The organism is Burkholderia sp. Bp9099, from assembly GCF_003857805.1.
In the GTDB taxonomy this organism is placed as follows: domain Bacteria; phylum Pseudomonadota; class Gammaproteobacteria; order Burkholderiales; family Burkholderiaceae; genus Burkholderia.
The window spans coordinates 144,760-160,739 of record NZ_QTPU01000022.1; the positions used below are offsets into that span (position 1 = coordinate 144,760).

General features: G+C 69.3%; 17 protein-coding genes. 13 read left to right on the plus strand and 4 right to left on the minus strand.

All coding sequences use genetic code 11. The annotated features are described in order from the left end of the window. Positions 1-6: 6 nt before the first annotated feature. The 13 genes from DIE17_RS25255 (at position 7) to ureG (ending at position 12,279) form a co-directional block, all read left to right on the plus strand. Positions 7-330 carry a rhodanese-like domain-containing protein gene (locus DIE17_RS25255; RefSeq protein ID WP_006758748.1) on the plus strand — a complete coding sequence of 108 codons (324 nt, stop codon included), beginning with the start codon at positions 7-9 and terminating at the stop codon, positions 328-330. Between the two features lie 549 nt (positions 331-879). Next, positions 880-2,187 (plus strand): urea ABC transporter substrate-binding protein, encoded by a 1,308-nt coding sequence (gene urtA, locus DIE17_RS25260; protein ID WP_124551310.1) that lies wholly within the window; start codon positions 880-882, stop codon positions 2,185-2,187. Positions 2,188-2,320: 133 nt separating this feature from the next. After that, positions 2,321-3,940 carry an urea ABC transporter permease subunit UrtB gene (gene urtB, locus DIE17_RS25265; protein WP_124551309.1) on the plus strand — a complete coding sequence of 540 codons (1,620 nt, stop codon included), beginning with the start codon at positions 2,321-2,323 and terminating at the stop codon, positions 3,938-3,940. Position 3,941: 1 nt separating this feature from the next. After that, the gene (urtC, locus tag DIE17_RS25270) at positions 3,942-5,129 is read left to right on the plus strand and encodes an urea ABC transporter permease subunit UrtC (protein WP_124572992.1); all 1,188 of its coding nucleotides are present in this window, start codon (positions 3,942-3,944) and stop codon (positions 5,127-5,129) included. Beyond that, complete coding sequence (urtD, locus tag DIE17_RS25275) at positions 5,126-5,983, plus strand: urea ABC transporter ATP-binding protein UrtD (RefSeq protein WP_124521602.1); 858 nt, start codon at positions 5,126-5,128, stop codon at positions 5,981-5,983. Before urtC ends, urtD begins: the two co-directional genes overlap by 4 nt. A gap of 4 nt (positions 5,984-5,987) precedes the next feature. Next, positions 5,988-6,680 (plus strand): urea ABC transporter ATP-binding subunit UrtE, encoded by a 693-nt coding sequence (urtE, locus tag DIE17_RS25280; RefSeq protein ID WP_124521600.1) that lies wholly within the window; start codon positions 5,988-5,990, stop codon positions 6,678-6,680. A 173-nt stretch (positions 6,681-6,853) separates the two neighbouring features. After that, positions 6,854-7,729: an urease accessory protein UreD gene (locus DIE17_RS25285; protein ID WP_124521598.1), complete on the plus strand. Its 876-nt coding sequence runs from the start codon at positions 6,854-6,856 to the stop codon at positions 7,727-7,729. 236 nt (positions 7,730-7,965) lie between these two features. After that, positions 7,966-8,268 carry an urease subunit gamma gene (ureA, locus tag DIE17_RS25290; RefSeq protein ID WP_006406310.1) on the plus strand — a complete coding sequence of 101 codons (303 nt, stop codon included), beginning with the start codon at positions 7,966-7,968 and terminating at the stop codon, positions 8,266-8,268. A 14-nt stretch (positions 8,269-8,282) separates the two neighbouring features. Beyond that, complete coding sequence (locus DIE17_RS25295) at positions 8,283-8,588, plus strand: urease subunit beta (protein WP_124521596.1); 306 nt, start codon at positions 8,283-8,285, stop codon at positions 8,586-8,588. 28 nt (positions 8,589-8,616) lie between these two features. Further along, positions 8,617-10,323, plus strand: coding sequence for an urease subunit alpha (gene ureC / locus DIE17_RS25300; protein WP_044846265.1), 1,707 nt, complete (start codon positions 8,617-8,619; stop codon positions 10,321-10,323). Between the two features lie 18 nt (positions 10,324-10,341). Continuing rightward, the gene (gene ureE / locus DIE17_RS25305) at positions 10,342-10,950 is read left to right on the plus strand and encodes an urease accessory protein UreE (RefSeq protein ID WP_124572994.1); all 609 of its coding nucleotides are present in this window, start codon (positions 10,342-10,344) and stop codon (positions 10,948-10,950) included. Continuing rightward, positions 10,937-11,617 carry an urease accessory protein UreF gene (locus DIE17_RS25310; RefSeq protein ID WP_124522160.1) on the plus strand — a complete coding sequence of 227 codons (681 nt, stop codon included), beginning with the start codon at positions 10,937-10,939 and terminating at the stop codon, positions 11,615-11,617. The genes ureE and DIE17_RS25310 overlap by 14 nt, the downstream gene beginning before the upstream one ends. Before the next feature lie 14 nt (positions 11,618-11,631). Next, positions 11,632-12,279, plus strand: coding sequence for an urease accessory protein UreG (gene ureG, locus DIE17_RS25315; protein WP_044846268.1), 648 nt, complete (start codon positions 11,632-11,634; stop codon positions 12,277-12,279). A gap of 61 nt (positions 12,280-12,340) precedes the next feature. Here ureG and waaA read toward each other — a convergent pair whose 3' ends face one another. From waaA to DIE17_RS25335, 4 genes are all read right to left on the minus strand, one after another. Further along, positions 12,341-13,696 carry a lipid IV(A) 3-deoxy-D-manno-octulosonic acid transferase gene (gene waaA / locus DIE17_RS25320; RefSeq protein WP_124521588.1) on the minus strand — a complete coding sequence of 452 codons (1,356 nt, stop codon included), beginning with the start codon at positions 13,694-13,696 and terminating at the stop codon, positions 12,341-12,343. A 37-nt stretch (positions 13,697-13,733) separates the two neighbouring features. Then, entirely contained in the window at positions 13,734-14,618 is an 885-nt protein-coding gene (locus tag DIE17_RS25325) for a Kdo hydroxylase family protein (protein WP_124521586.1), read from the minus strand. Positions 14,619-14,670: 52 nt separating this feature from the next. After that, on the minus strand, positions 14,671-15,666 hold the full coding sequence (waaC, locus tag DIE17_RS25330) for a lipopolysaccharide heptosyltransferase I (protein WP_124487740.1): 996 nt from the start codon (positions 15,664-15,666) through the stop codon (positions 14,671-14,673). A 177-nt stretch (positions 15,667-15,843) separates the two neighbouring features. Next, positions 15,844-15,980: hypothetical protein (locus DIE17_RS25335; RefSeq protein ID WP_148095668.1), on the minus strand; the 137-nt coding region annotated here is incomplete at its 5' end.

Consider the following 15,980-nt stretch of genomic DNA (forward strand, 5'->3'; position numbering starts at 1 on the left):
GGCCCCATGCAGATCCTGACGCCCGCGATGCTTGCGGAATGGCTTCGCGATCCGGCGCGCCCCGCGCCGGTCGTGCTCGACGTGCGCGAGCCGTGGGAAATCTCGACCGCGCAGATCGCCGGCAGCGTGTCGATCCCGATGCAGCAGATCCCCGCGCGCAGCGAGGAGCTCGACGACGAAGCGGAAATCGTCTGCGTGTGCCATCACGGGATGCGCAGCGCGCAAGTCGCGATGTTCCTCGAATCGCGCGGCTTCACGAAGCTGTACAACCTGCAGGGCGGCATCGACGCGTGGTCGCGTGACGTCGATCCGTCCGTACCGCGTTACTGACCTTCCCGGCGGCGCATCGCGCGCCGCCACGGCGACCGGCGAGTAATAGCCGATCGCTCCAGTCCCGCCGAACGGGCGCGCATCGCGCGCCCGTTTGCGTTTCTGCTGCACCGTTCCATCCTCTTCCGTTTGTTTCCGCACGCCGGCCATCCGCGTCCGCTCGATGACGCGAGGCGGCGAGAACCCGGGCAACGCACCCGTCGAGCGGAGCGCCTCGCCCTTCCCCTGGCACTTCATGACCAAGCCGTGTGCACGCGACGCCGACACGACACGGCCGGATGCGTGCGCATCAATCCCGCGCCGCCCCCCTTCGACGTGTGACGCACGCGCTCGAACACGGGCGCCCGCCGTGCACCATTTGCGCCCGTGCGAGCGCACCGCAACGGATCGCGCATGCTGCACGACGCGTCATGCGCACCGCGCCGGCGCCCCGCGCCGCCCCGCACAGGCACGCCCGGCGTGCATCGGCGCGACTGGCACATGCCTTGCGTTACTCCGATGCCGGCGCCGCCACGGCGCACGCACATCCAACATGACAAGGGGATCCCGATGAAACGTCGCAGTCTGTTGAAGTTCGGTTCGATGGCCGGTGCACTCGCGCTGGCAGGCAAGAGTCCGTTCGCTCACGCGGCCGATGCGGGCACGGGCCCGATCAAGGTCGGCATCCTGCATTCGCTGTCGGGCACGATGGCAATCTCCGAAACGTCGCTGAAGGACACGGCGCTGATGACGATCGCAGAGATCAACAAGAACGGCGGCGTGATGGGCCGCAAGCTCGAGCCGGTGGTCGTCGATCCCGCATCGAACTGGCCGCTGTTCGCGGAGAAGGCGCGCCAGCTGCTCACGCAGGACAAGGTCGCGTGCGTGTTCGGCTGCTGGACGTCGGTGTCGCGCAAGTCGGTGCTGCCGGTGTTCGAGGAGCTGAACGGCCTGCTCTACTACCCGGTGCAATACGAAGGCGAGGAAATGTCGCGCAACGTGTTCTACACGGGCGCCGCGCCGAACCAGCAGGCGATCCCCGCCGTCGAGTACCTGATGAGCGCGGAAGGCGGCGGCGCGAAGCGCTTCTTCCTGCTCGGCACCGACTACGTGTATCCGCGCACGACCAACAAGATCCTGCGCGCGTTCCTGAAATCGAAGGGCGTGAAGGACGCCGACATTCAGGAGGTCTACACGCCGTTCGGCCACAGCGATTACCAGACGATCGTCGCGAACATCAAGAACTTCGCCCAGGGCGGCAAGACGACCGTGGTCTCGACGATCAACGGCGATTCGAACGTGCCGTTCTACAAGGAGCTCGGCAACCAGGGAATCAAGGCGACCGACGTGCCGGTGGTCGCGTTCTCGGTCGGCGAGGAAGAGCTGCGCGGGATCGACACGAAGCCGCTCGTCGGCCATCTCGCCGCGTGGAACTACTTCATGTCGGTGAAGAACCCGACCAACACGAAGTTCAAGGACCAGTTTGCCGCGTGGGTGAAGGCGAACAACCTGCCGGGCGGCGCGAAGCGCGTGACGAACGATCCGATGGAGGCGACCTACGTGGGCATCCACATGTGGAAGCAGGCCGTCGAAAAGGCGAAGAGCACCGACGTCGACAAGGTGCGCGTCGCGATGATCGGCCAGACCGTTGCCGGCCCCTCGGGCTTCACGCTCACGATGGACGGCAACCATCACCTGCACAAGCCGGTGATGATCGGCGAGATCCGCGGCGACGGGCAATTCAACGTCGTGTGGAAGACGAAGACCGCGGTGCGCGCGCAGCCGTGGAGCCCGTTCATCGCAGGCAACCAGGGCAAGCCGGACATCGTCAGCTCGATCCCGGCGTTCCTGCGCCGGCAGCGCGCGACGCTGGCCTGATGCGATGCGGGGCGCGGCGCACCGGCGTGGCGCTCCGCTTGCAGGCCGGTGCGCGAATGCCGGTACTCACCGTAACGCATCGCACGCGCACCGCCGCACGAACCCGCTTTCCCACGCCCGACAGGATCTCCCGATGCCTACACGCTTTCGCCGCGCCGCCGTCGCGGTCGTCGCCTGTGCCGCGCTGGCGGGCGCACTGCCGCGCGCCGCGTTCGCCCTGACGGCCGCCGATACCGCCGCGCTCGCCGGCGACGACTTCGACGCGAAGACGGCCGCGGTCGACCGTCTCGCCGCCGATGCCGACCCGCGCGCCGTCGCGTTGCTCAATGCGCTGTCGAGCGGCGACGCGCTCGCGACCGGCGACGGCCGCCTGCTGATCCAGACGGGCGACACCGCGCGCGACGCGCTCACGCAAGCCGCGACGCCGGCCGGCGACGCGCAGCCCGTGATGCTGAACAACCTGCTGCGCACGAAGATCGCCGGCGCGCTGTCGGGCCTCGCCCTCGCGTCGCCCGACGTCGCCGCGCGCCGCGACGCGATCGATGCGCTGCTGAAGTCGCCCGACCCGGCGCTCAAGCCGATGATCGATCGCGCGCGCGCGAAGGAAACCGATCCCGCGCTGAAACGCCGCCTCGACGCACTGTGGGCCATCGCCGCGCTGCACGACGCCGATCCGGCGAAGCGTCTCGATGCCGTGCAGGTGGTGGCCGCGCGCCGCGACCTCGACATGATCGAGCAATTGCGCCCCCTCGTCGCGAAGAATGCCGACGGCAGCTACACGGAACCCGACGCGCGCGTGCGCGACGCCGCGCAGCAAGGCCTCGACGCATTGCACGCGCTGCAGCGCCGCGGCGAAATCGCCGGCACCGTGTTCGCGGGCCTGTCGCTCGGCAGCGTGCTGCTGCTCGCGGCGCTCGGGCTCGCGATCACGTACGGGCTGATCGGCGTGATCAACATGGCGCACGGTGAATTCCTGATGATCGGTGCGTACGCAACCTATGTCGTGCAGACGCTGATCCAGCGCTACGCGCCGGCCGCGTTCGACTGGTATCCGCTCGTCGCGGTGCCCGTTTCGTTCGCGGCGGCCGCGCTGGTCGGCGTCGTGCTGGAGCGGCTCGTGCTGCGGCACCTGTACGGCCGCCCGCTCGAGACGCTGCTCGCGACCTTCGGCGTGAGCCTGATCCTGATCCAGGCGACGCGCATGCTGTTCGGCGCGCAGAACGTGCAGGTCGTGAACCCGTCGTGGATGAGCGGCGGCGTCACCGTGATGCAGAACCTGATCCTGCCGTACAACCGGCTCGCGATCCTCGCGTTCGCGCTCGCGGTCGTGTGCGTCGCGTGGGGCGTGCTGACGAAGACGCGGCTCGGCCTGTTCGTGCGCGCGGTCACGCAGAACCGCCGGATGGCCGCGTGCGTCGGCGTGAAGACCGCGCGCGTCGACGCGTATGCGTTCGCGTTCGGCGCGGGCATCGCGGGCCTCGGCGGCTGCGCGCTGTCGCAGATCGGCAACGTGGGCCCCGACCTCGGGCAGAACTACATCATCGATTCGTTCATGGCGGTCGTGCTCGGCGGGGTCGGCCAGATCGCCGGCACCGTGCTCGGCGGCTTCGGGCTCGGCCTCGTCAGCAAGGCGATCGAGCCGTTCTGGGGCGCCGTGCTCGCGAAGATCGCGGTGCTCGTGATGATCGTGCTGTTCATCCAGAAACGTCCGCAGGGCATGTTCGCCCCGAAGGGACGCAGCGCGGAGGCCTGACATGACTTCAATCACCGATTCGTTGTCGAAGCCGATCGCCGACGCGCCGAAGCCCGCTGCCGCCGCGCGTGCGGAAGAAAAATTCGCGCTCGGCCTGCCGCCCCGCCCCGCGCTGCTGTCGCGTCGCGCATGGCTCGCGCTCGTCGCGCTGTGCGTCGCGATCGGCATCGGCGTGCCGCTCGCCGCGCTGGTCGCGCCCGAGTCGAGCGCGTTCCATCTGTCCGCGTATGCGATGACGCTCGCCGGCAAGCTGATGTGCTACGCGATCGCCGCGCTCGCGCTCGATCTCGTGTGGGGCTACTGCGGCATTCTCAGCCTCGGCCACGGCCTCTTCTTCGCGCTCGGCGGTTATGCGATCGGCATGTACCTGATGCGCGAGATCGGCCGCGACGGCAAGTACGGCAGCGACCTGCCCGACTTCATGGTGTTTCTCGACTGGCATCAACTGCCGTGGTACTGGAGCGGCACGCAGCATCTCGCGTGGGCGCTCGCGCTGGTCGTGCTCGTGCCGGCCGTGCTCGCGTGGGTGTTCGGCTTCTTCACGTTCCGCTCGCGCGTGAAGGGCGTGTACCTGTCGATCATCACGCAGGCGCTGACGTTCGCGGCGATGCTGCTGTTCTTTCGCAACGAGACGGGCTTCGGCGGCAACAACGGCTTCACCGACTTCAAGCGCATCGCCGGGTTTCCGATCACGTCGCCCGGCACGCGTACGGTGCTGCTGCTGCTGACCTTCGCGACGCTCGTGCTCGCGTTCATCGTCGCGCGCGCAATCGTCACCAGCAAGCTCGGGCGCGTGGTCACCGCGGTGCGCGACGGCGAGACGCGGCTGATGTTCCTCGGCTACAGCCCACTCGCGTACAAGCTGTTCGTATGGACGCTGTCGGCCGTGCTGTGCGGGATCGCGGGCGCGTTGTACGTGCCGCAGGTCGGCATCATCAACCCCGGCGAGATGTCGCCCGGCAACTCGATCGAAATGGCGATCTGGGTCGCGGTGGGCGGGCGCGGCACGCTGATCGGGCCGATCGTCGGCGCGTTCGCGGTGAACGGCGCGAAGAGCCTCTTTACCGCGTACTTCGCCGAATACTGGCTGTTCTTTCTCGGCCTGATCTTCGTGCTCGTGCCGCTCCTGCTGCCGCGCGGCATCATGGGCCTCGTCGACACGCTGCTCGCAAAGGGGAAACGCGCATGAACGGCACCGCCCTCTACCAGTTCACGCCACCGCCCGAGGACGAGCTGCTGGCCGTCAGCGGCAGCGCATCGATGGGCCGCGTGGCGCCGCCCGGCATCGACACGTCGCATGGCACGATCCTCTACCTCGAGGACATCGAGGTGAGCTTCGACGGCTTTCGCGCGCTGAACAAGCTGTCGCTCGCGATCGACGCGGGCGAGCTGCGCTGCGTGATCGGCCCGAACGGCGCGGGCAAGACCACGATGATGGACGTGATCACCGGCAAGACGCGGCCCGATGCGGGCAAGGTGTTTCTCGGCCAGACCATCGACCTCGCGCGGATGAACGAACCCGGGATCGCGCGCGCGGGGATCGGCCGCAAGTTCCAGAAGCCGACCGTGTTCGAACAGCATCCGGTGTGGGAAAACCTCGAACTGGCGATGCAGACCGACAAGGGCTGGCTCGCGTCGCTGCGCGCGCGGCTCGACCGCGCGGCGCAGGCGAAGATCGAGGAGACGCTCGCGCTGATCGGCCTCGAAAGCGACGCGTATCGCGCGGCCGGCGAGTTGTCGCACGGGCAGAAGCAGCGGCTCGAGATCGGCATGCTGCTGATGCAGCGCCCCGCCCTGCTGCTGCTCGACGAGCCGGCGGCCGGGATGACCGACCACGAGACGATGGAGCTCGCGAAGCTGCTGAACACGCTGCGCGGCACCTGCTCGATGATGGTCGTCGAGCACGACATGGAGTTCGTCGCGGCGCTCGCGGGCGACACGGGCCGCGTGACGGTGATGGCCGAAGGCGCGGTGCTCGCGCAAGGCACGCTCGACCAGGTCAAGCGCGACGACGCGGTGATCGAGTCTTACCTCGGACGGTGACGCAATGCTGAAGATCGATGCACTGAACCAGTACTACGGCGGCAGCCACATCCTGCGCAACGTGACGCTGGCCGCCGACGACGGCAAGCTCACCGTGCTGCTCGGCCGCAACGGCGTCGGCAAGAGCACGCTGCTGCGCTGCCTGATGGGCGTCGTCGCCGCGAAGAGCGGCAGCGTGTCGTGGCGCGGCACCGCGCTCGGCGCACTGCCGCCGTATGCGCGCGTCGCGGCCGGGCTCGCGTACGTGCCGCAGGGCCGTGACATCTTTCCGCGGCTCACCGTCGAGGAGAACCTGCTCGTCGGCGCGGCAAGCCGCAAGGCGCCATCGAAAGTGCCCGACCGCATCTACGACCTGTTCCCGGTGCTGAAGGACATGCGCGCCCGGCGCGGCGGCGACCTGTCGGGCGGCCAGCAGCAGCAGCTCGCGATCGGCCGCGCGCTGATGAGCGAGCCGCAGTTGCTGATCCTCGACGAGCCGACCGAGGGCATCCAGCCGTCGATCATCCAGGACATCGGCCGCACGCTGCGCCAGCTCGTCGACGAATCGAAGATGACCGTGCTGCTCGTCGAGCAGTATTACGACTTCGCGCGCTCGATCGCAGACCATTACTGGGTGATGAGCCGCGGCGAGGTCATCGCCGGCGGCGATGCGCGGGACATGGAAACGAACGGCGTGCGCGAGCTGATCGCGGTGTAGCGCGCCACGCAGCGCAGGATTGCGCCCACGCGTGGCGCCGACGGTCGACGCATGTCACGCGATGGCCGGCGCCGTCGCCGCTCCCCTTCGCCACGTTCGGCAACCCGAACACCCAAGCGTATAGTGTTGCGGTAGCATCCTCGATCACCGCGCCCGTTCCCTGCTTCCCGCCGATGTCCGCCCTCGATTCCCACGCCCCGCTGTCCCGCCCCGCCGTCGCCAAGTCGTGGCGCGGCCGTCTCGAACTCGGCTTCGAACGGCACGGCGCGCGCACGACGCTCGTCCATCGGCTGCACGACGGCCCGCTGCGCGTGCAGCGGCCGCTGTATCCGGAAGGCGACGCGATCTGCCACGCGGTCATCGTCCACCCGCCGGGCGGTGTCGCGGGCGGCGACCGGCTCGACATCGACATCGCGCTCGGCGACGGCACGCACGCGGTGCTGACGACGCCCGGCGCGACCAAGTGGTACAAGTCGAACGGCCTCGACGCGACGCAACGCATCGGCATCACGGTCGGCGCGCACGCGAAGCTCGACTGGCTGCCGCAGAACAACCTGTTCTTCGACGCGGCCCACGCCGCGCTGGACTTCACGGTGACGCTCGGCGCGGGCGCGAGCGCGATCGGCTGGGACGCGACGCAGCTCGGCCGGCAGGCGGCCGGCGAAACGTGGTCGGCGGGCCGCATCGTGTCGGGTTCGGCACTCGTCGATGCCGACGGCCGGCCGCTGTGGACCGAGCGCGCGCTGCTCGACGCACACGATCCGCTGCGCGGCTCGCTGCAGGGCCTCGCCGGCTTTCCCGTGTACGGCACGCTGTGGGCGGCCGGCGCCGCGTGCGATGCCGCGCTCGCCGAAACGCTTGCCGCGCGGATGCCGTTCGACGACACGCTGCGCGCGGGCGCGACCTGCGTGACGCCGGGCGTCGTGCTGGTGCGCGCGGTGTCGACGTCGATGGAAGCGCTGCAGCGTCACTTCACCGACTGCTGGCTCCACCTGCGCCCGCTCGTGCACGGTGTCGACGCGCGACCGCTGCGCCTCTGGCAGACCTGAGCACGCGGCCCGGCACGCACCGTTTCGGCGCAGCAGCGACGCCCGCGTTGCCCACGATCCATGCATCGCGCACCACGATCGCGCATCGCCGCACGCCGCACCGACATGGCACGCACCTTGCTGCTTACATATCGGATACACGACGCAGGAACAACGGCGCGGTGCTACGATGAACCGCGCCCCCGCCGGCATCCCGCGCACCGATAAAAATTACGTTTTCCTGAACGACTGCCTTCATGAAACTGACTCCCCGAGAAAAGGACAAGCTGCTGATCTTCACGGCAGCGCTGCTGGCCGAGCGCCGCCGCGCGCGCGGGCTGAAGCTCAACTATCCGGAAGCGGTCGCGTTCATCACCGCCGCGCTGATGGAAGCCGCGCGCGACGGCAAGACCGTCGCCGAGGTGATGCACTACGGCACGACGCTGCTCACGCGCGACGACGTGATGGACGGCGTGCCGGAGATGATCCCCGACATCCAGGTCGAGGCGACCTTCCCGGACGGCACCAAGCTCGTCACCGTCCACCACCCGATTCCGTGACCGAGGTAGCACGCATGATCCCCGGCGAAATCCTCACCGACGACGGCGAGCACGAACTGAACGCGGGCCGCGCGACGATCTCGCTCGTCGTCGCGAACACCGGCGACCGCCCGGTGCAGGTCGGCTCGCACTACCACTTCTTCGAAGTCAACGACGCGCTGTCGTTCGATCGCGCGGCCTCGCGTGGCTTCCGGCTCAACATCGCGGCCGGCACGGCCGTGCGCTTCGAGCCGGGCCAGACGCGCACCGTCGAGCTCGTCGAGCTGGCCGGCGAACGCGCCGTCTATGGTTTTCAGGGCAAGGTGATGGGGCCGCTGTAAGCCGCGCCCCGCTCTTCAGGAACAGCACATGACACTACGCTTGAGCCGCCGCGCGTACGCGGAAATGTTCGGGCCGACGACGGGCGACCGCGTGCGGCTCGCCGATACCGAACTGCTGATCGAGATCGAACGCGACTTCACGACCTACGGCGAGGAGGTGAAATTCGGCGGCGGGAAGGTGATTCGCGACGGGATGGGCCAGTCGCAGCGCGTGGCCGCCGACGTGCCCGACACGATCATCACGAACGCGGTGATCCTCGATCACTGGGGCATCGTGAAGGCCGACATCGCGATCAAGCACGGCCGGATCGCCGCGATCGGCAAGGCCGGCAATCCCGACATCCAGCCCGGCGTGACGATCGCGATCGGCGCGGCGACCGAAGTGATCGCCGGCGAAGGGCTGATCGTGACGGCCGGCGGCATCGATACGCACATCCACTTCATCAGCCCGCAGCAGATCGACGAAGCGCTCGCGTCGGGCGTCACGACGATGCTCGGCGGCGGCACGGGGCCGGCCACCGGCACCAACGCGACGACCTGCACGCCGGGCCCGTGGCACATGGAGCGGATGCTGCAGGCGGCCGACGGCTGGCCGATCAACCTCGGCTTCCTCGGCAAGGGCAACGCGAGCCTGCCGCAGCCGCTCGTCGAGCAGATCGCGGCCGGCGCGATCGGCCTGAAGCTGCATGAAGACTGGGGCACGACGCCCGCCGCGATCGACAACTGCCTGTCGGTCGCCGACGATACCGACACGCAGGTCGCGATCCACACCGACACGCTGAACGAAGGCGGCTTCGTCGAATCGACCGTCGCCGCGTTCAAGGGCCGCACGATCCACACGTACCACACCGAAGGCGCGGGCGGTGGCCATGCGCCCGACATCCTGAAGGTGTGCGGCGAAGCGAACGTGCTGCCGTCGTCGACCAACCCGACGCGCCCGTACACGATCAACACGCTCGACGAGCATCTCGACATGCTGATGGTGTGTCACCACCTCGATCCGTCGATCGCCGAGGATCTCGCGTTCGCCGAATCGCGGATCCGCCGCGAGACGATCGCGGCCGAAGATATCCTGCACGATCTCGGCGCGCTGTCGATGCTGTCGTCCGACTCGCAGGCGATGGGCCGCGTCGGCGAAGTGATCATCCGTACCTGGCAGACCGCGCACAAGATGAAGGTGCAGCGCGGCGCGCTGCCCGAGGACGGCGCGCGCAACGACAACTTCCGCGCGAAACGCTACGTTGCGAAGTACACGATCAACCCGGCGATCACGCACGGCATCGCGCACGAAGTCGGTTCGATCGAACCCGGCAAGTGGGCCGACCTCGTGTTGTGGGAGCCCGCATTCTTCGGGATCAAGCCGTCGATGATCCTGAAGGGCGGGATGATCGCGATGGCGCAGATGGGCGACCCGAACGCGTCGATCCCGACGCCGCAGCCGGTCCACTACCGCGAGATGTTCGCCACGCGCGGCGGTGCGCTCGCGCGCACGTCGCTGACCTTCGTGTCGCAGATGGCGGCCGACGCGGGCATCGCCGAACGCTACGGGCTCGCGAAGCGCGTCGTGCCCGTGCGCAACTGCCGCAACGTGACGAAGGCCGACATGATCCACAACGCATGGCGCCCGTCGATCAGCGTCGATCCCGAAACCTACGACGTGATCGCCGACGGCCAGCTGCTCACCTGCGAGCCGGCGACGGTGCTGCCGATGGCGCAGCGCTATTTCCTGTTCTGATTTCCGGTTTTCCGTTCCATGCGCACCCTCGACAAACGCATTGCCCCGAACGTGAAGCTCGCCGCGTCGCTCGTCGCGCGCGCGCCGACGCTCACGCTCGCCTATGACGCCCGCTGCAAGAGCCGCCTCGCGGCCACGCTCGACACCGGCGAGGACGTCGCGGTCCTGCTGCCGCGCGGCACCGTGCTGCGCGACGGCGACGTGCTCGTCGCCGACGACGGCGCGCTCGTGCGCGTCACCGCTGCCTCCGAGACCGTGCTGCTGGTGCGCGCGGCCGACCCGCTCACGCTGATGCGCGCCGCGTATCACCTCGGCAACCGTCACACGCCGGTCGAGATCGGCGACGGTTACCTGAAGCTCGAAGCCGATCCGGTGCTCGCTGACATGCTGCGCCGGCTCGACACGCAGGTCGAAGAAACGAGCGCACCGTTCCAGCCGGAAGCCGGCGCATATGGTGGCGGCCACAAGCACGGGCACGATGCGACGTTCGCCGAGGACTACGCGCTCGCGCAGCAGGTCTTCGGCGAACACCACGGCCACTCGCACTCGCACGATCACGATCACGATCACGATCATCAGCATGGTCCCGGCTGCTCGCACGGCCACCACGGTCATGACCACCACTGAGCTCGTCGCGCTGCTGCATCTCGCGTCGCCCGCATTGCCGATCGGCGCGTTCAGCTATTCGCAGGGACTCGAAGCCGCGCTCGACGCGAACCTGATCCGCGACGCCGACACCGCGTGCGACTGGATCGCGAGCGGGCTGACCGACGTGCTCGCACACGGCGAGCTGCCGTTCCTCGCGCACCAGCTCGCGCGCTGGCACGCGCACGACGCCGACGCGCTGGCGCGCGAGAACGCATGGTTCGTCGCGAGCCGCGAATCGGCGGAGCTGCGCCGCGAGACCGAACAGATGGGCTGGTCGCTCGCGCAACTGTGCGCGTCGCTCGAATGGGGCGATCCCGCGCGCCGCGCGACGCTCGCATCGCTCACGCCGATCGCGCTGCCGACCGCATTCGCATACGCGGCCGCCGCACACGGTGCCGGCGCCGACGCCACGCTCGCCGCATACGCGTTCGGCTGGGTCGAGAACCAGACATCGGCCGCGCTGAAAGCGGTGCCGCTCGGCCAGCTCGCCGGCCAGCGCATCATCGTCGCGCTGCGCGGCGCGATCGACGCGGCCGTGCGCCGCGCGCTCGCGACGCCGCCCGACGCCATCAACACGTTCGCGCCGCAGCTCGGCATCCTGTCCGCACGGCACGAAACCCAGTATTCGCGGTTGTTCCGCTCCTGAACCCGATCCACGCCATGAACGCACCCGCAACCTCCTCCGCCCGCCGCACCAAGAAACTGCCGCCGCTGCGCGTCGGCATCGGCGGCCCGGTCGGCTCCGGCAAGACCACGCTGCTCGAAATGCTGTGCAAGGCGATGCGCGAGCGCTACGACCTCGTCGCGATCACGAACGACATCTATACGAAGGAAGACCAGCGCCTGCTGACGGTCGCGGGCGCGCTGCCCGAGGAACGCATCATGGGCGTCGAGACGGGCGGCTGCCCGCACACGGCGATCCGCGAGGATGCGTCGATCAACCTCGAGGCCGTCGACCGCATGCTGTCGCGCTTCCCCGACGCCGACATCGTGTTCATCGAATCGGGCGGCGACAATCTCGCGGCGACCTTCAGCCCCGAGCTGTCGGACCTGACGATCTACGTGATCGACGTGGCCGGCGGCGAGAAGATTCCGCGCAAGGGCGGGCCCGGTATCACGAAGTCCGACCTGCTCGTGATCAACAAGACGGATCTCGCGCCGCTCGTCGGCGCGAACCTCGACGTGATGGCGTCCGACACGAAGAAGATGCGCGGCGAGCGGCCTTACGTGATGACGAACCTGAAGGCGCTCGAGGGCGTCGCCGATGTCGTCGCGTTCATCGAAAGGAAAGGATTGCTGACGGTGTGAGCGACGCGGCGGCGACATGCCGCCGCCACGTCGGCCCGGGGGACGGCCCTGCGCCGCCCGCTCAGTCGTCGGATGCGTCGGCCGCGCCGTGCATCGCACGCCCGCCGCGCTCGACGGGCGGCAGCAGCGCCGCGAGCACGTCCACCGAGCGCGCGGTCGCGCCGCGATGGCGCGACGCGAACGCGGCGCCGGCCGCGCCCATCGCGACGCGCCGCGCGTGGTCGGCGAACAGCGCATCGAGCACGTGCGCGAGATCGAGCGGATCCGCGACCTGCATCGCCGCGCCGGCCGCGACCGCATCGGCGGTCGCCTGCGTGAAGTTGAACACGTGCGGGCCGATCAGCACCGGCACGCCGACCGCACACGCCTCGATCAGGTTCTGCCCGCCGAGCGGCAGCAGGCTGCCGCCGATGAACGCGACGTCGGCGGCCGCATAGTACGCGCCGAGTTCCCCCATCGAATCGCCGAGCAGCACCGTCACGTCGGCCGGCAACGGTTCGGCGGCCGGTCGGCCGGCCGCGAGCGCCGCGGCGTCGGCGCTCCACACCGAACGCCGCACGCACTTGAACCCATTGCGCGCGACCAGCGCTTCCACTTCGGCGAAGCGCTGCGGATGACGCGGCACGAGAATCAGCAGCGCACCGGCCGTCTTCATCGCGGCGAACGCCTGCAGCACCAGCGCCTCCTCGTTCTCGCGCGTGCTGGCCGCGACCCACACCGGCCGCGTGCCGATCGCGTCGCGCCATGCGTGGCCGCGCGCCGCCAGTTCCGGCGGCGTCGTCATGTCGAACTTCAGGTTGCCCAGCACCGCCACGTTGCGTGCACCGAGCGACGTCAGCCGCTCCGCGTCGGCCGGGCTCTGCGCGAGCACGCGCGAGAATCCGCCGAACACGTCGCGCGTCGCCGCGCCGAACTTCGCCGCGCGCCGATGCGAGCGCGCGGACATCCGCGCGTTGGTCAGCACGAGCGGCACGTCCGCGCGGCGGCACTCGTCGACCAGCGTCGGCCACACCTCGGTTTCCATCACGAGGCCGAGCGTCGGCCGCCAGGCGCGCAGGAAGCGCCGCACCGCGCCCGGCATGTCGTACGGCAGGTAGCAGCGCAGCACGCGCTCGCCGAAGATCTGCTCGCCGGTCGCGCGGCCGCTCGGCGTCATGTGCGTGAGCAGGATGCGTGCGTCGGGCCGCGCGCGCATCAGCGCGTCGATCAGCGGCTGCGCGGCGCGCGTCTCGCCGACCGACACCGCATGCACCCAGATCAGCGGCGCGCGATCGTCCGGCGAACGGCCGGCGACGTGGCCGAAGCGCTCGCCGATGTGCTCGCGATAGCCGCGCTCCTTGCGCGAGCGCACGAGGAGCCGGATCACCGCGATCGGCGCGACGAGCCACCACAGCGCGCGATAGATCGCCCTCAGCATGCAGCAGCCCTCGTATTGCGTCGGTGAAAAGGCGCGCTCAAACCAGCGCCCTGCCCTGCAGGCGCTCGAGAATCCCGAGCGGCGCGCATTCGCGACGCACCATCGCGTCGACCGGCAGGAAGAAGGTCTGCTCGAGCATGAACTGGCCGGACATCACAGCGTGCGAAGTCTGATCGGAGAAACATATCCACACGCTGCCCGGCGGAAACGGCATCGTCTGCTGTGGACAAGTCTTCTGGTAGTCGAGATCGGCTTTCATCCCGTCGTGCAGGTTCAGCATCAGGTGGTCGTACGCGCTGCGCGGCGACTTCGTCACGTGCAGCAGGTTCAACAGCCACGCCGAGCCCGGCAACTGCGGCCGGATCTTCGGCAGGAAGCGCTTCGCGACGTCCTCGAACGGCTCGCCGACACGCCACACGCGCGGCACGCCGGCCGGGTTCACGTTCGTGAACACGCGCAGGATCCGCTCGCCGTAGTTCGGCCGCGACGGGAACGCGTCGACGTGCAGCCGGCTGTCGTCCTTGCGCCAGGATGTCTGGCGCGTCTCGACCTGCATCAGCCGCAGGCTCGTCGGCGCGACGCGCAGCTTGCCGCGGTATTCGGGAAACAGGCCGTCGACGAGCGTGCCGGCCTGCTGCTGGAAGCGCGCGACCAGCGCGCGCACGGCCGATTGCGTGACGCTGTCGCCGAGCACGCCGACGAGCGCGCCGCCGTTCGGCGCGAGGCTGATGTTCTTGCGTTTCGGGTCGGCGAGCGCCGGATCGAGCAACGCTTCCTCGCCGCCTTCGATCGCGAAGCGCAGGTGCGGGAAATACAGCACCTTGCCTTCCTCGACCGCGGCGAGCAGCTGCTCGCGCGGCGTCGACAGGTTGTGTCCGCTCCAGTCGGCGGACGGGACTTCGATGATCTGGGATTCGCTCATGATCGGTTCGCGTGCGTGACAGGCAAGGCAGGCAGGACAGGCATGACGGGCATCACAGCAGGCCGAAGCCCGCGAGTGCCGCCTTCACCTGCGCGATCGACGGCGGCTGCCCCGCCGTGCCGAGATTGACGACGTTCGGCGACCAGTATCCGCCGGTGCGCCAGGCCGTCGCGAAATTGTACAGTTCGACCGTCGGACGCTTCAGCGCGGCCGCGATGTGAACCAGACCTGTATCAACCCCGACCGTCGCGGCCGCGCCGTCGATCAGGCCGACGACGGCCGGCAGCGACAGCTTCGGCGGCACGATCGCCGCCGCGCCGAACGACTGAGCGAGCCGCTCGCTGGTCGCGCGCTCCGCGTCGTTGCCCCACGGCAGCACGAGCGACGCGCCGCGCCGCACGAGCGCCTGGCCGAGCTCGATCCAAGCGGCATCCGGCCACTGCTTGTCGGCGCGCGACGTCGCATGCACGAACACCACGTACGGCACCGGCAGGTTCAGGCCGAGCGTCGCGACCGCGCGCGCCGCCGCGCGCGTATCGAGGCCGAAGTCGACCGGATCGGCCGGCGTCGGCGCCGGGTCGCCCAGCGCGGCCGCGACCAGCTGGCGCGAACGCTCGACCACGTGCGTGCGCGGCGCGATCGGCACGCGCTTGCGATAGAAGAAGCGCACCGGCCATTCGTAGCCGGCGCCGTCGGTGCGATTGCCGAGGCCGGCGAGCGGGCCGCGCGCCCAGCTCGCGACCCAGGCCGTCTTGATGAGCCCCTGGCAGTCGATCACGAGGTCGTACTGCTCGGCCGCGAGGCGCTTGCGGAACGCGCGGATCTCGCGCCACGTCGCGCCCGAGAACGGCTTCTTGCGCCAGCGGCGCAACGAGAACGGCAGCACGTCGCGCACGCCGTCGACGAGCCGCACGAGGTCGACGAAGCTCTCCTCGACGAGCCAGTCGATCTGCGCGTCGGGATGGCGACGCCGGATATCGGCGATCACCGGCATGTTGTGCACGACGTCGCCCAGCGACGACACGCGCACGATCAGGATCTTTTGCACGCTGAAAAAACGCCGGCGGACAGCCGGCGACAGGCATAAAGACGCGATTTTATCGCGCCCGGGGAGGCACACAGGCAAAAAGCGGCCGCACGCCGTCAGCGTGCGCCGCTTTTCGGGAATGGCGCGACGATCCTTCTACCGTCGTCGCACCGGCGGCGGCCCGCAGGCCGCCGGGGTTCAGAACGGCAGCTCGACGTCCGGCTTCGCGGCCGTCAGCACGCGGCGGAAGTCCGCCTGGATGCGCTCGAGCCCTTCCTTGGTCTCCGCTTCAAAGCGCAGCACGACCACCGGCGTCGTGTTCGACGAACGCGCGA